The 15655-nt window shown below is 40.9% G+C and carries 16 protein-coding genes; all 16 read left to right on the top strand.

The window, feature by feature from the left end; genetic code table 11:
• Positions 1–19: 19 nt before the first annotated feature.
• Positions 20–262, top strand: a complete 243-nt coding sequence (locus VPAR_RS07330; protein WP_008602548.1) for a Sec-independent protein translocase subunit TatA/TatB — start codon at positions 20–22, stop codon at positions 260–262.
• Between the two features lie 14 nt (positions 263–276).
• Positions 277–585, top strand: a complete 309-nt coding sequence (locus tag VPAR_RS07325; RefSeq protein ID WP_012864747.1) for a heavy-metal-associated domain-containing protein — start codon at positions 277–279, stop codon at positions 583–585.
• A gap of 68 nt (positions 586–653) precedes the next feature.
• Positions 654–1097: a cupin domain-containing protein gene (locus VPAR_RS07320; RefSeq protein WP_004696849.1), complete on the top strand. Its 444-nt coding sequence runs from the start codon at positions 654–656 to the stop codon at positions 1095–1097.
• A gap of 16 nt (positions 1098–1113) precedes the next feature.
• Positions 1114–2517 (top strand): DASS family sodium-coupled anion symporter, encoded by a 1404-nt coding sequence (locus VPAR_RS07315; RefSeq protein WP_012864746.1) that lies wholly within the window; start codon positions 1114–1116, stop codon positions 2515–2517.
• Positions 2518–3052: 535 nt separating this feature from the next.
• Positions 3053–4723, top strand: coding sequence for a dihydroxy-acid dehydratase (gene ilvD / locus VPAR_RS07310; RefSeq protein WP_012864744.1), 1671 nt, complete (start codon positions 3053–3055; stop codon positions 4721–4723).
• Between the two features lie 42 nt (positions 4724–4765).
• Positions 4766–5989 carry a threonine ammonia-lyase gene (gene ilvA, locus VPAR_RS07305; RefSeq protein ID WP_004696872.1) on the top strand — a complete coding sequence of 408 codons (1224 nt, stop codon included), beginning with the start codon at positions 4766–4768 and terminating at the stop codon, positions 5987–5989.
• An 18-nt stretch (positions 5990–6007) separates the two neighbouring features.
• Positions 6008–7717 carry a biosynthetic-type acetolactate synthase large subunit gene (gene ilvB, locus VPAR_RS07300; RefSeq protein WP_012864743.1) on the top strand — a complete coding sequence of 570 codons (1710 nt, stop codon included), beginning with the start codon at positions 6008–6010 and terminating at the stop codon, positions 7715–7717.
• Positions 7717–8205, top strand: a complete 489-nt coding sequence (ilvN, locus tag VPAR_RS07295) for an acetolactate synthase small subunit (protein ID WP_004695208.1) — start codon at positions 7717–7719, stop codon at positions 8203–8205. Before ilvB ends, ilvN begins: the two co-directional genes overlap by 1 nt.
• Positions 8206–8216: 11 nt before the next feature.
• A complete protein-coding gene (locus tag VPAR_RS07290; protein ID WP_008714969.1) occupies positions 8217–9002 on the top strand; it encodes an ABC transporter ATP-binding protein in 786 nt (261 codons plus the stop codon).
• Between the two features lie 141 nt (positions 9003–9143).
• Complete coding sequence (ilvC, locus tag VPAR_RS07285; protein ID WP_004695212.1) at positions 9144–10151, top strand: ketol-acid reductoisomerase; 1008 nt, start codon at positions 9144–9146, stop codon at positions 10149–10151.
• Between the two features lie 173 nt (positions 10152–10324).
• Positions 10325–10786 (top strand): DUF3290 family protein, encoded by a 462-nt coding sequence (locus tag VPAR_RS07280; RefSeq protein ID WP_012864742.1) that lies wholly within the window; start codon positions 10325–10327, stop codon positions 10784–10786.
• A gap of 12 nt (positions 10787–10798) precedes the next feature.
• On the top strand, positions 10799–11518 hold the full coding sequence (locus tag VPAR_RS07275) for a DUF421 domain-containing protein (RefSeq protein ID WP_004695216.1): 720 nt from the start codon (positions 10799–10801) through the stop codon (positions 11516–11518).
• 120 nt (positions 11519–11638) lie between these two features.
• Positions 11639–13366: a radical SAM protein gene (locus VPAR_RS07270; RefSeq protein ID WP_012864741.1), complete on the top strand. Its 1728-nt coding sequence runs from the start codon at positions 11639–11641 to the stop codon at positions 13364–13366.
• A gap of 9 nt (positions 13367–13375) precedes the next feature.
• Positions 13376–14230 (top strand): purine nucleoside phosphorylase YfiH/LACC1 family protein, encoded by an 855-nt coding sequence (locus VPAR_RS07265; RefSeq protein ID WP_012864740.1) that lies wholly within the window; start codon positions 13376–13378, stop codon positions 14228–14230.
• 176 nt (positions 14231–14406) lie between these two features.
• On the top strand, positions 14407–15093 hold the full coding sequence (locus VPAR_RS07260) for a YggS family pyridoxal phosphate-dependent enzyme (protein ID WP_012864739.1): 687 nt from the start codon (positions 14407–14409) through the stop codon (positions 15091–15093).
• Between the two features lie 53 nt (positions 15094–15146).
• The gene (locus VPAR_RS07255; RefSeq protein WP_004695224.1) at positions 15147–15644 is read left to right on the top strand and encodes a cell division protein SepF; all 498 of its coding nucleotides are present in this window, start codon (positions 15147–15149) and stop codon (positions 15642–15644) included.
• The last annotated feature ends 11 nt before the right edge of the window (positions 15645–15655 follow it).

Genomic DNA, 15655 nt, shown 5'->3' with positions numbered 1-15655 from the left:
AAAAATAAAGGAGATACATATGGGGTCTATAGGAACACCTGAATTAATAGTTATATTAGTGATTGCTCTAGTTATCTTCGGACCTGGTAAATTGCCTGAAGTCGGTAAAGCTATTGGTAAAGGCATCAATGAGTTTAAAGATGCTATTTCGGGGCCTAAAAAGGCTGTTGATGAAACGAAAGAAGCCGTTAAGAAAGCGACTACTATCGATGTGACAGCAGGGGCTAAGAACGACGATAAACATAAAGAAGCTAAGGATTAATAGGAGGTAACACTATGTGCAAAGATTGTGGTTGTGGCGAAGATAATGGCGTTGTAACAAAGGTATTTACTGTACCGGGGATGATGTGCAACAACTGTAAAGAAACAGTTGAAGGTGCATCTCTAGGTTTGCCTGGCGTATTAAGTGCAGAAGTAGATTTGCCAGAAAAGACAGCTACCGTTTCTTTTGATCCAACAAAAGCATCTGTAGAAGTCATTACAAAAGCCATTGAACGAACTGGCTTTGAAGTGACAGGCGTTGCAGACGGTGTACAAAAACATAGTCATGGAATACTAGGCACTTTGAAACGTCTCTTCAAATAATCGAACCGATGGAGCTGTATTGAAACCTTGTTTCGATGCAGCCCTTTTTTGTTTAAAGAGGTAATACGATGATACGTAAGTTTGATGCTAAAAATTTTAAGTGGGATGGTATTGAAACCTTGGTATATAAACAAGATGGTAGTCCTTTTAAAGATGTAACACGTCAAGTATTATATGATGGTGCTTATGATATTCCGTGTCAATTCCGCTATTTTGAATGTTTGCCAGGGGGATATTCTACCTTGGAGTATCACGATCATACGCATATGGTTATGATATTTCGCGGCAAGGGGCAAGTCTTATTGGGCGATGAAATCCACGATGTAGAAGCTGGTGATTTTATCGAAATTCCAGGCAAAACAATTCATCAGTTCCGTGCTAATAAGGGTGATTATATTGGTTTTCTTTGCTTGGTAAATCAAGATCGAGATAAGGTAAAGTTATTATCCCCTGAAGAGATGGAAATGTTACGAGCAAATCCTAAGATCAAAGAATTCTTGGAAAGTTGTTAAGCCTGATGGAGGTTCTATGAATACTTTTACACGAGCGGCCCTTACCGTTTTAGTGGGCCTCGTTATTTGGTTTTTACCTCATACAGAGGCAATCAAGCCTGAAGGTTGGCATTTATTAGCTATCTTTACGGCTACTATTGTGGGCTTTATCTTACGTCCCTGGCCAACGGGCATTATGGCGCTTTTTGGTATTGTTGTAGCCGTAGCCACTAATTCCATCACTATGGTACAGGCTCTAGGTGGCTATGCAGAGGCGAATGTGTGGCTTATCGTAGCGGCGGTATTCTTTTCACGAGGTATTATTAATTCTGGTCTTGGTAAGCGTATTGCGTACACCTTGATTCGTTCTTTTGGCACAAGCTCATTAAAGCTTGCCTATGCGTTGGCTTGTACGGACTTGATTATTTCTCCAGCTACACCATCTAATACGGCGCGTGGAGGTGGTATTGTATTCCCCATCGTACAAAATATTTCCTTAGCTTTTGGTTCTGAACCTTATGGTAATACGGCCCGCCGCATTGGGGCGTACTTGATGACGACAGCACATACTATTAACACTATTACTGTGACAATCTTCTTGACCGCATGTAGCGGTAATTTGCTTATTACGTCTTTAGGTGCTAAACTGTTTGGCTATGATATATCTTGGTGGGAATGGTTCCAAGCAGGTGTCATTCCTGGTGTGATTTGTATGATTTTGATGCCTTGGTTCATCTATAAAATCTATCCACCAGAAATCAAGGAAACACCAGAGGCTGCTGCAATGGCTCAAAAAGAACTAGAGGCTCTTGGACCTATTACGAAGGCTGAAATTTCTGTTGCTATTATCTTTGTACTTTGCATCTTGCTTTGGGCTACAGCAATTTGGACTAAGCTTCATCCTACAGTTGTTGCGATGATGGGGGTTCTAGCGTGTGTTGTAACAGGATCCCTTACGTGGGAGGATATTTTGGGTGAACGCACCGGCTGGGATATCCTCATCTGGATGGGTACGCTTGTGGGCATGGCTGGACTGCTTGGTAAACTCGGTGTAGTAGCTGTCTTTGCAGATTTTGTAAGTCAACATTTAGCTGGCTTTGACTGGTTCTGGGCATCCTTTATCATTTCCGCTACCTTTGTGTACTCTCAGTACTTCTTTGCCAGTGGTACGGCGCGTATTACAGCTTTATTCTCCGCCTTTGCAGCTATTTTAGTGGCGATGGGGGCTCCTATTCCGTTTACGATATTGCTCTTTGGTTTGATGAACAGCCCTGGTTGTACATTGACTCACTATAGTTCAGGTGTAACACCGATCTTCTTCGGTGCTGGTTATGTGCCACAATGTACGTGGTGGCGCGTAGGCCTTGCCATTTCTGTGGTAAGTTTCCTCATTCATTTCTGGGGCGGCACTTTTGGCATGTGGCTCTTTGGTATTTTATAATATATTCAATCCCTCACTACGGTGAGGGATTTTTCTTGTTATATCTATATTTTTTATACCTTACTAGGTTTGCTATAGTTTTTGGATATGGTGAACTTCATAAAAAAACTATGATGAATCTATAGAATTTATTGTGAATTATCTTGCGCGGGATAATATAACGTGTTATTATTATTCCGTGATTATTATTACAGAATATTTTAGGAGGAAACATGTTAGGTTTAGTCATTAGCTTATTGATTATTGCGCTAGTCGTGATTATTAATGACATTCGAATTATGAACAACAACTTAACACGTTTTTGTCTTAGAAGTTCCGCGAATGGTTTAATATACAATCAATAAGATTTGACTATATGGTTTGTTTCTTATGTGTATATTTTCCAAGGGGTACATAGGATTATTTATGTATATAGGAATTCTGTAAACAAAAGGAATATCATTTGTAAACTTTTAAGACGATTCATTGGAATCGTCTTTTTTTATGCGTCGTGAAAGCTGTCCAAGTGGATGCTTTCAAAAGTGAGGAGATTAACATGAGTTGTAGAAGTGACAATTTGAAAACAGGCGTAGCACGTGCACCACACAGATCTTTACTAAAAGCTCTGGGTTTCGTTGATGAAGAAATGGGGAGACCAGTCATCGGTATTGCCAACTCTTTCAATGAAATCATCCCTGGTCACGTAGGCCTGAAAAATATTGTACAAGCCGTAAAAGACGGCATCCGCAACGCAGGTGGTGTGCCAATCGAGTTCAATACTATCGGTATTTGCGACGGTTTGGCAATGAACCATATCGGCATGAAATACTCCTTAGTTACACGTAATATCATTGCAGATTCTATCGAAGCTACTGCTATGGCTACACCATTTGATGCGATGGTATTCATTCCAAATTGCGATAAGGTAGTGCCAGGCATGTTGATTGCAGCTGCTCGCCTTAATATCCCATCTGTATTCGTATCTGGTGGGGCCATGCTCGCTGGTGTACATAAAGGTAAAAAAATTGGCTTGTCCGACGTATTCGAAGCCGTAGGCAAACATCAAACTGGTGAAATGGATGATGCTGAGTTAGCTGATATCGAAAATACAGCATGTCCTACATGTGGCTCTTGCTCTGGTATGTATACGGCAAATACAATGAACTGTTTAACAGAAGCTCTCGGTATGGGCCTTCCTGGCAATGGTACAATCCCAGCGGTATATTCTGAACGTTTGCGTTTAGCTAAGTTAGCTGGTATGCAAGCGGTAGAGGTATTAAAAGCAAACCTTCGCCCTAAAGATATTATGACTCGTGAAGCCTTTGAAAATGCGGTAGCTCTTGATATGGCTTTGGGTGGCTCCTCTAATACGGCGCTTCATTTACCGGCTATTGCTCACGAAGCAGGTGTACCACTATCCTTAGACGATTTTGATCGCATCGCCCAAAATACACCTCAATTATCTAAATTATCTCCATCTGGTGTATACTTCATCGAAGACTTGTACGCTGCAGGTGGTGTATCTGCGGTGTTGAAACGTTTAGCAGAAAATGGTCGCCTTCATACAGATTGCAAAACTGTTGCTCTTAAAACACAAGGTGAAATTGCTGAGGCAGCATTCGTAGCAGACGAAGATGTTATTCATCCTTGGGATAATCCAGTTCATGAAACTGGTGGTATCGCCGTTCTTAAAGGCAATCTCGCTGAAGATGGTTCCGTTGTAAAAGCCGGTGCCGTAGATGCAGATATGCTCGTTCACTCTGGTCCAGCTAAAGTATTCAACAGCGAAGAAGAAGCGGTTGAAGCTATCACAGGCGGTAAAATCGTAAAAGGTGACGTTGTCGTTATCCGCTACGAAGGTCCTAAAGGGGGGCCTGGCATGCGGGAAATGTTGACACCAACATCTATGATTGCCGGTATGGGGCTCGATAAAGACGTAGCCTTGTTGACAGATGGTCGTTTCTCCGGTGCTACTCGTGGTGCATCCATCGGACATGTATCTCCAGAAGCAGCTGCAGGCGGTACCATTGCCATCGTTGAAGATGGTGATATTATCAACATCGATATTCCAAACGGTAAATTGGAACTAGCTGTATCTGATGATGAAATCGCTCGTCGTAAAGCGGCATTGAAACCGTTCAAATCCAATGTAACTGGATATCTTAAAAAATACGCTCTTCACGTATCCTCTGCTGCACAAGGTGCTATCGAAGTATTTGAAGACTAATACTCGACTTTCATTTAATACTAACTAGAGGAGACCGTGTATATGTATAAGTTATATGATTTTATGGAGGCTCGTGAGCGCTTGAGTACAATCACTGTGAAAACGAAGTTACTTCATAGTGATGTGTTTTCTGACGAGTGCGGAAATGATGTATATATCAAGCCAGAAAACTTGCAAATAACAGGCTCTTTTAAGGTTCGTGGAGCTTATAATAAAATTGCAAAACTGACAGAAGAAGAAAAGGCGCGCGGTGTTATCGCTGCGTCTGCCGGTAATCATGCACAAGGCGTGGCCCTTGCTGCGAAACGTCTTGGCATTAAAGCGACTATTGTCATGCCGAAACATACCCCTCTTATCAAGGTTAATGCAACAAAACAATACGGTGCAGATGTTGTATTATTTGGCGAGATTTATGACGAAGCCTATCAAAAGGCGATGGAGTTGCAGAAAGAGCATGGCTATGTGTTCGTTCATCCGTTTAATGATGAAGATGTAATAGAAGGGCAAGGTACAATTGCCCTTGAGGTTCTTGATGAATTGCCTGATGCGGATATTTTGCTCGTTCCTGTTGGGGGCGGTGGTATCGTATCTGGTATTGCTGCTGCTGCGAAATTAAAAAATCCGCGCGTTAAGATTATCGGTGTAGAACCAGAAGGTGCAGCGAGTGCCCTAGCTGCCTTAAAGGCTGATCATCCTGTACCTCTCGATGAAGTGGCAACGATTGCAGATGGTACGGCAGTACGTCAAATTGGGGAAACTACATTAGAATATATCAAGCAATACGTAGATGAAATTATTACCGTTTCTGATTATGAATTGATGGAAGCATTTTTATTGCTTGTTGAAAAACATAAGTTAGTAGCAGAAAATTCCGGTATTTTGCCACTTGCTGGCCTCAAGAAATTAGAGTGCCGCGATAAAAAGGTGGTAGCTATCGTCAGCGGTGGTAATATCGACGTACTTACTATTTCGTCAATGATTAATAAAGGTCTCGTATTGCGTGGTCGTATCTTTACCTTCTCCGTTAATCTTCCTGATAAACCAGGCCAGTTAGTGGCTGTATCTCAAATGTTAGCCGATGCAGATGCAAATGTTATTAAACTTGACCATAATCAGTTCAAAAACCTTGACCGTTTCCATGAAGTGGAATTGCAAGTAACGGTAGAAACAAATGGTGAAGAGCACATCCAACACATTATTGATACTTTCAAACATAATGGTTACATTATTAAACGATTAAATTCCAGCGAGATTTTATCTGAATAGCTGGTTGAAAGGGTTCCTATGAGCGCAGAAACAATCAATGGGGCACGCATTGTCCTTGAAACATTGCATCGCCTTGGTGTAACCGATATGTTCGGTTATCCAGGTGGTGCGGTAATTCCAATTTATGATGAAATATATAGCTTCCCTGAAATTAAACATTACTTTGTTCGTCATGAACAAGGTGCTGCACATGCAGCAGATGGCTATGCTCGCGTATCTGGTCGCGTAGGTGTATGTCTTGCTACGTCTGGTCCTGGTGCAACGAATCTTGTAACAGGTATTATGACTGCGTACATGGATTCCGTACCTATGGTGGCCATTACAGGTCAGGTTGGCCGGCCCTTTATCGGTAAGGACTCCTTTCAAGAGGCGGATATCCAAGGTATTACGATGCCTATAACCAAGCATAACTATCTTGTTCAAGATATTCATGATTTGCCTCGTATCATTAAAGAGGCGTACTTTATTGCTGGCACAGGTCGCCCAGGCCCTGTACTCATCGATATTCCCAAGGATATTCAAACAGAAAAAATATCCATGGCGGAATACAACAAATTGTACGAAGTACCTATTCATCTTGAAGGCTATGATCCAACCTATAAAGGTCATCAAGGTCAAATCAAAAAAGCAGCTACTCTTATCAAAAATGCAAAGCGCCCACTTATCATTGCTGGAGCAGGTGTATTGAAGTCTGGCGCTATGGATGAGCTTAAAGAATTAGCTGAAAAGGCTCAAATCCCGGTGACGAATACATTAGTTGGTCTTGGTGGCTTCCCAGGAGATCACGAATTGGCTCTTGGCATGGTTGGTATGCACGGTTCTGTAGCCGCTAATAATAGTACAGATGAGGCAGATCTCGTGATTGCTGCAGGGATTCGTTTCCATGACCGCATCACAGGCCATCCAGATTTCTTCTGTAAAAAAGCTAAAATTATTCATATCGATATCGACCCAGCTGAAATTGATAAGAATGTTACAATCAACGTGCCTATCGTAGGGGATTTAAAACAGGTATTAACGGAGCTTAATGCTCTTGTAGAACCTACAACGCATGAAGCGTGGCTTGAGCAAATCCGAGAATGGCAAGCGGAATACCCTATGGTAATTCCTGAGTCTAAAAATGGTGTATTGCATGCACAATATGTGTTATCTGAACTTAACAAAATTGCCAAGGATGATGCCATAATCGTAAGTGATGTAGGCCAACATCAAATGTGGGCGGCTCAATTCTTAACTCATAAAAAACCTCATACTATCGTTACCTCTGGCGGTGCGGGTACCATGGGGTATGGTTTGCCGGCGGCTATTGGGGCTCAAGTAGGGGCGCCTAAGAAGCAAGTTATCCTTGTTGTCGGTGATGGCGGGTTCCAAATGACTTGTGAAGAGCTCATGATGGTTCGCCAATATAATTTGCCAATCAAGATTGTTATTATTAACAACGGCTATCTTGGTATGGTTCGTCAATGGCAAGAAATCTTCAATGATAGACGCTACTCCTATGTAGATTTGGAAGTGAGTCCGAACTTCGTGAAACTCGCAGATGCATTTGACTTGAAAGCAGCGCGTCTAGATAATGTTGAAACTTTCAACAAAGAATTTAAATCATACATTACATCGGATGAAAGCATTGTCTTGGATTGTCGCGTTGAACGAGAGGATAATGTATTACCAATGATTCCAGCAGGCGGCACGATAAGCGGTATGATGGGTAAGAAAGGGGTGCTATAATGGCGAAAGAACATCAAGTCTTAATCATTGCAAAAAATGCACCAGGTATTGGTACACGTATTTTGGCACTCTTTAACCGTCGTGGCTTTAACGTTACAAAAATGACATCTGGCATTACAAATCAGCCAGGTTATGCACGTATTACTATTACTGTAGAGGCCGATGACCGAATTCTCGATCAAGTGCAAAAACAAATCTACAAGCTTATCGATGTTGTTAAGGTTAAAGTGTTTGAAGATCATGATGTGGTATGCCGTGAGTTAATGCTTATCAAGGTAAAAGCATCTGCTTCTACAAGATCACAAATTGTACAGATTGCCGATGTATATCGTGGTAATGTGTTAGATATTTCTCCTACATCTATGATCATTGAAGTCATTGGCAGTGTAGAAAAATTACGTGGCTTCATTCAAATTATGGAAACTTATGGTATTCTTGAAATTGCCAAAACAGGTATCACCGCTATGAGTCGCGGAGAAAAAATGTAGGAGCTGATAACGTGGGGCGTGAATTACTCCATTATGAAAATGTCTGCTTTCGCCGTGATGGTAGACCTATTTTAGATAATGTAAATTGGCATATAGAGGACGGTGAACATTGGGCCTTATTAGGGCTTAATGGGGCTGGTAAATCAACGCTACTCAGCATGATACCTGCTTATCAAATTCCCACAACGGGTACTTTACGTGTGTTTGGCAAGGAATTTGGTAAATATGCGTGGCCTAAAATCAAGGCTAGACTAGGATTTGTTAGCTCTGCGCTTGGACAATTTCAGTCAACCTTGGATAAACAAGTCGTTGAAGATATCGTTATTTCTGGTGCATTTAGTAGCATTGGTATATACCAAGAGGTAGCACCTGAGGTGCGCCAACGAGGTATGCAATTATTATCTGAATTTGGACTAGACTATTTGGAAGGTCATCGTTTTCGCACCTTATCTGCTGGCGAACAGCGCCGGGTATTGTTAGCGAGGTCTATTATGGCAAATCCAGAATTATTGATTTTGGATGAGCCTTGCTCTGGTTTGGACTTACCAGCGAGGGAGCAGTTTTTACGCACCGTATCCACTTTGGTAGCTGAGCAGCAGACACCGATTATCTATGTGTCACATCAAATTGAAGAGATACTATCGTTTATTACTCATGTAGCTATCTTGCGAGAGGGTAAGATGATTCATGCAGGTCCTAAACACAAGGTACTAACTGATGATATTTTATCTGATGTCTTTGGACTTTCCGTACAAGTTGTATGGAAAGATGATCGTCCATGGGTGATGGTTCGGTAGTTATCAAATTTTTTTATCAGAGGCTTAAAACTCGGCTTACTGATACTAAATTAATGTACGCCACATCTTGCAAAAATTTGTTAGATTGTGTACAGTATATATAATCTATATTCTATTGAATATGTTTGGAGGTTGTCTAATATGGCAGGTAAAATTTTAGGTACTACAGTTTATTATGATGCAGATTGTAATTTAAGCAAATTGGAAGGCAAAAAAATTACAGTGTTAGGTTACGGTTCCCAAGGTCATGCTCATGCATTGAACTTGAAAGAAAATGGTATGGACGTAACAATTGGTCTTCGCGGTGGTTCTTCTAGCTGGAAAGCGGCTGAAGAAGCAGGTCTTACAGTAAAAGAAACTGCAGAAGCCGTTAAAGGCGCTGATATCGTTATGGTATTGATTCCAGACGAATTGCAAGCAGACGTATATGCACAAGATATTGCTCCAAACTTGAAACAAGGTGCGTACTTGGCATTTGCTCATGGCTTTAACATTCACTTTGGTAAAATCGTACCTCGTGAAGACATCAATGTATTCATGGTAGCTCCTAAAGGTCCTGGTCATTTAGTTCGTCGTACATACCAAGAAGGTTCTGGCGTTCCTTGTTTGTACGCTGTAGAAAAAGACCCATCTGGCGATACTGAAGAAGTGGCATTAGCATGGGCATCTGGTATCGGTGGTGGCCGTTCTGGTATTTTGGAAACTAACTTCAAATCCGAAACTGAAACTGACCTCTTTGGTGAACAAGCTGTATTGTGTGGTGGTGTTACTGAGTTGATCAAAACTGGCTTTGAAGTATTAACTGAAGCTGGTTATGAACCTGTTAACGCTTACTTCGAATGCTTGCATGAAATGAAATTAATCGTAGATCTTATCTACGAAGGTGGCTTCCAAAAAATGCGCCACTCCATCTCCAACACTGCTGAATACGGCGATTACCATGCAGGTCCTCGCGTAATCACTGCAGATACTAAAAAAGCTATGGAACAAATCTTGGCGGATATTCAATCTGGTAAATTTGCTGATGAATTCTTAGCAGATTCCAAAAATGGTCAAAAATTCCTTAAAGAACATCGCGAAGCAGCTGCTAATCATCCAATTGAACCAGTTGGCGCAGAACTTCGCAACTTGATGAGCTGGTTAAAATAAGAGTATTACTTAGGTAATCTTTTGTGAGATTATATGCTTATTAAAAGCGACCCCGTAAGGGGTCGCTATTTTTTATCGTTTCTTACATTATTTTGGGCCATCTTGACGATTACATCGAAAATATTGGAATCAAATATGGTATAATAAAAAATAATATTTGAAAGGAGTGTGGCATGGATTTTTACACATTAGCCTATGTTGAAAGTCAGGCTACGGCTGGTCAGACATGGGGATTTATTATAATTGTAGCGGTTCTATTAGCCTTACTCGTGTTGGGCGTACAAGTATTGCGAAATGGTTTTACTAGTCGCTATCGTGACCTGATGATTATATTGTCTTTAATCGTAGTGTTCTTCTTAGGGCTTGAATACCAAGAGTATAATCGGATGAAAACCTATTCTGAGGATTCTTCTCGAATGGCCCAATTTTTACATTCTTTTAGTTCGGATCGTTCTGTGCCGAGTGACCAATTGGCGGTTAACTCCTTAAAGATTCGTAATGGTATGATTTTAAAAGTAAGTGATGTTTACTATGAGGTTCAATTTAATCCAGAATTTTCAACCTATACTATTACACGTGTTTATAAGGTAAGTCCTATAGATCGAATTCATGATAAAGCGGACACATTACCATAAGGAGGACCACATATGACAGAAGCTATGGCCGTCTATGGGATGGTCTTTGCAAAACTCGCCATCGGTCTTTTGGCGATTATTCTACAAATCAATTTAATGGGTAAGGGCAATTTAGCCCCAACCTCTGCTTTAGACCAATTGCAAAACTACGTACTTGGTGGTATTATTGGTGCCATTATTTACAATGATCAAATTGGCATTTTACAATTTATGTTAGTTCTTATTTTATGGACTATCCTCGTAATGACTCTTAAGTTTTTAAAAGGGAATCTTCGTATTTTTAAAGCAATTCTTGATGGTCATCCAGTTATAGTAATCGAAAAAGGTCATATTCTAACAGAAGAATGTATGCGTTATGGTATACAAGCGGCTGAACTTAAATTAAAACTTCGCGCTGCCGGTGTTCAATATGTTACGGATGTTAAGCGTGCCGTATTGGAGCAAAATGGACAGCTTAATGTAGTTCAATTCGGTGAAGATAATATTCGATTTGACCTTATCGATGATGGTCAAATTAATCAGTTTACTCTCGATGTAATTGAAAAAGATAGAGATTGGCTTGAACAAGAAATCCAAGCTCAAGGATACTCTGTTAAGGACATATATATTGCAGAATATAAAGATGGAAAAGTTGTTGTATATCCTTATGAAAGAAAACATCGCCCACAAATTGTAAGCACTCTTAAAAGTAAGACCGCTCATACTAAGGATAAATTGAAATCTAAATTGTAATATCTATTGGTTTTTTATTATAGGCGAAATTAGTATTATCTAATTTTATAGATGTACAAATGATATGTAAAGTGTTATTAAGCCCACTATTCGTAGTGGGCTTATATAGAAAGGAAATTAGTGAATCGTAAAGATTTAATTGATCGATTACAAGAATTATATAAAGATGAAGACAGTCGGATAACAGTAAATCCTCATGCAGGGCAAAAAGTAGCTATCGTTTATCCGAATACATACTTTGTGGGCATGAGTAATCTTGGACTTCATATCATTTATGAGGAAATCAATTTACGAAATGATAGCGTCTGCGAACGGATCTTCTTGCCTGAGAAAAAGGAATTAGAAGCTTACGATAAGACTAAGACTCCGCTTATGAGCGTTGAAACACAAAGGCCTATGCATCAATTTGATGTAGTTGCTTTTGATGTCACCTTTGAAATGGATTATTTCCATATTCCTTTGATGTTGCGCCATGGCCGTGTACCTATCATGGGAAAAGACCGTACCGAATTTGATCCTATCGTTATTGCAGGGGGCCCTTGTGCGACCTTTAACCCTGAGCCTTTTGCCGACTTTATTGATGCTTTCATCATCGGTGAAGGGGAAGGTATCGTCAGTCGCGTACTAGATATCATTCGAGATGGAAAAATGGAAGGCTTGGATCGTCACGCTATTTTACGTCAATTAGCGGATGTATCGGGGGTTTACGTACCATCCTTGTATGTGCCGATTTACAGTGAAGATGGTGAATTTAAAGGCTATGATATTGTCGAGGGCGTACCTAAGACGATTAAACGTCACTTTGAAATGCTCACCAGCGGTGGTGAAACGGTAGTGGCTACGAACTATACTGAATTTGGCGCTATGTATATCATAGAAGTAGCTCGTGGTTGTGGTCGTCACTGTCGCTTTTGTATGGCTGGGTATTGCTTCCGCGTACCGCGTGTACGTCCTTTGGACATTTTGAAAGAAGGCGTAGAGCGCGCAGAAAAACTAGGTAAAAAGGTAGGCCTAATGGGTGCTGCTATCTCGGATTATCCTGAGGTAGATGAACTCGTTAATTATATTCGCTCTAAAGATATGCGTTACTCTTGTGCATCCTTGCGTGCTGATTCGTTAACACAAGCCGTGGTGGATGGACTAGCAGACAGTGGACAAAAGACTATTACCATTGCGCCAGAAACGGGCAGTGAACGTTTGCGTCGCGTCATCAACAAGGGTATCAGTGAAGAGCATTTACAAAATGCAGCTACCTTATCTGCAAAGTCAGGTATTCAGCATATGCGCTTATATATAATGATTGGGCTGCCAACGGAAACCGATGAAGATATTGAGGCTATTGTAGGACTTGCGGAAAGAACGCAAGCTCATATGGAAAAAGTAGGTTGTAAAGGTCGTTTAACGCTCAGCATTAATCCGTTTATTCCGAAACCTTTTACCCCGTTCCAATGGATGGCCATGGACAATCAAAAAACGGTGGAGAAAAAATTACAATATATAAAAAAAGCGTTGCAAAAGAATCGCCGCATTGAGGTTCTCGTAGAATCGCCTAAAGAGGCGTATATTCAAGGCGTTCTTGCTCGTGGGGATCGCCGCTTAGGCGCTGTTATTGCAGCATGTGCAGCCGATCGGGGCAGTAAATCTTTTAAGTCCGAAATGAAGGCTGCTGGCCTGGATATGGATAATATGAATTATCGTGAACGCAGTTTTGATGAATTCTTGCCATGGAGTCATTTAGACATGGGTATGCAGGAGGGCTATCTTGAAATGGAATGGCAAAGATCCCTTGATGAAGCATATACACCTCCATGTGCAGCAGGTTGTAAACGCTGTGGTGTATGTAAATAGGAGTAATAGATGAATCAATTTGTAAAACGTATAGATGTGAAAGGTCCTCATGGTATATGGTCTTATGAGACGCCAAGCTGGAGTGAGCGATTTCCTATTGTTATGGGCGATACCTATCGTCATGGTGGCGTATCTAAAGCCCCTTATGAATCATTAAATCTAGCTTTTCATGTAGGCGATGAAGCTCAGAGTGTACGAGAAAATCGAGCTATTGTTGCGAAATATTTAGGTGTTGAACCAAACCGTATTTCTTGTGGCAATCAAGTCCATGGTTTAAAGGCTGTAGAAATCACAGAAGACCTTATTGGGGCCGGTGCTTTTGCAGAAGATACGGCCATCGATGATTGTGATGCGGTATTTACAAATCTACCTCATGTGCCATTATTTCTGTTCACTGCAGATTGCGTTGGCGTAGGCATTTACGATGCCAAACATCATGCGATTGCAACGGCACATGCAGGTTGGCGTGGTGCCATTGGCCGCTTACCAGTACTTACTATTGAGGCCATGAAAGAGGCTTATGGGACCGAGTTCAAAGATTGCTATATATATCTTGGGCCTAGTATTGGACCAGAGTCCTTTGAAGTAGATGTAGAACTAGGTAAACGCTTTGAATTAGCATGGAGAGATATGACAGACCGAGATGCATCTGATGTTGTCAATTATCCTGGTGATAAATTAGACAAGGCTTATATCAATTTATGGAACTTTATTGGTGAGGATCTCATTGTAAATGGAGTTCCTTCAGAGAATATCACGATTGGTGGTACCGATAGTGTAACGGAAGTAGACTGTTATTCCTATCGTCGAGAGGCAGGCCTAACAGGTCGGATGGCCTTATTTGCGATGTTACAAGACCGATAAAATTCGACTTTCACAGGAATCATAATAAAGTATGATATTTTATATATATACATGCTTGAATTTGTGGAAGGGATAAGCCTTAAATCATGTACATTTGACCTTAAATACTATATAATAAAATAGTCTATACAAATATATTTGATGATTATGATATATAGATTGAAGGGGGCATTCACGTGATTGAAGAATCCCTACACGCTATACAGCAGCGCATGGCCGATGCTATGGCGCGTGTTGGTCGCGTAGATACAGCATTATTAGTGGCGGTTACAAAGAACCACCCTGTGTCGGCTGTGGAAGAGGTCGCACGGCTCGGTGTCACTCATGTAGGAGAAAATCGAGTACAAGAGGCCAAAGAAAAGCAGCTAACCTATAAGGGGCCACAATTAACATGGCATTTGATTGGTCATTTACAGGTCAATAAGGTGCGCCAAGCGGTTCCTATGTTTGATTTAATTCATTCTGTGGATAGCCGTAAATTATTAGATGTAATCGAAAAGGTTGCTGCAAAGCACGATAAAATGCAAGATGTATTACTGCAAGTCAATGTGGCCCGCGAAGCTTCTAAAACGGGAATGACCGTCGAAGAGTTTCCAGAAATACGAGATTATGCAAAAACATTGCCTCATGTACGCGTAAGGGGCTTGATGTGTATGGCGCCATTTTTCGATGATCCACAGGAAGCTCGTCCAATCTTTCGCGTAGCGAATGCCTTGTTTGAGGATATGAAACGCTACTTTGAAGAAGGGCAGATTCAATATTTATCTATGGGGATGACTCACGACTTTGAGGTCGCTTTGGAAGAAGGGGCTAACATCGTTCGTGTAGGCACAGCAATTTTTGGGGAACGTGTATATTATTAAGGTTCGGGTTACCTGATAATCGGAAGCGTTAATTGTATTAGGAGGAAATCCAAATGGCATTGGGAGATTATTTAGACAAAGCAAAAAACTTATTCTTAGGCAGAACTGATGATGACTATGAATATGATGATTACGAATACGAAGATGAAGAGGAATACGAAGCTGAACCTACCCCAGTAGCAACAGCGGCTCCCGTGTCCGGTGCATCTGAATTTCATCCACGCAAGGTAGGAGGCCAATCTACGATGACACAACGTCCAACAGCTATGAAAGTAGTTGTAATTGAACCAAAAGTATTTGAAGATTCTGAAAATATTACACATCAATTGCGCGACATGCGTCCTGTATTGATTAATTTTGAAAATACAGACCCTCATGAAGCAGCTCGTATTGTAGATTTCGTATCTGGTGCGACCTATGCATTGGATGGCAAATTGGAAAAAGTAGGTAAAGACATTTTCATGTGTGTACCTGTAAATATTTCCATTGATTATAATGACAATGAAAGCAACACAACTGAGCAAAACGAATATTCTTGGGAAAACAAATAATCTCTCTATAA

Origin of the sequence: Veillonella parvula DSM 2008 (assembly GCF_000024945.1) — a bacterium.
In the GTDB taxonomy this organism is placed as follows: Bacteria; Bacillota; Negativicutes; order Veillonellales; family Veillonellaceae; genus Veillonella; species Veillonella parvula.
The sequence above is the reverse complement of the archived record's forward strand: the minus strand, read 5'-3'. Positions and strand labels throughout refer to the sequence as shown.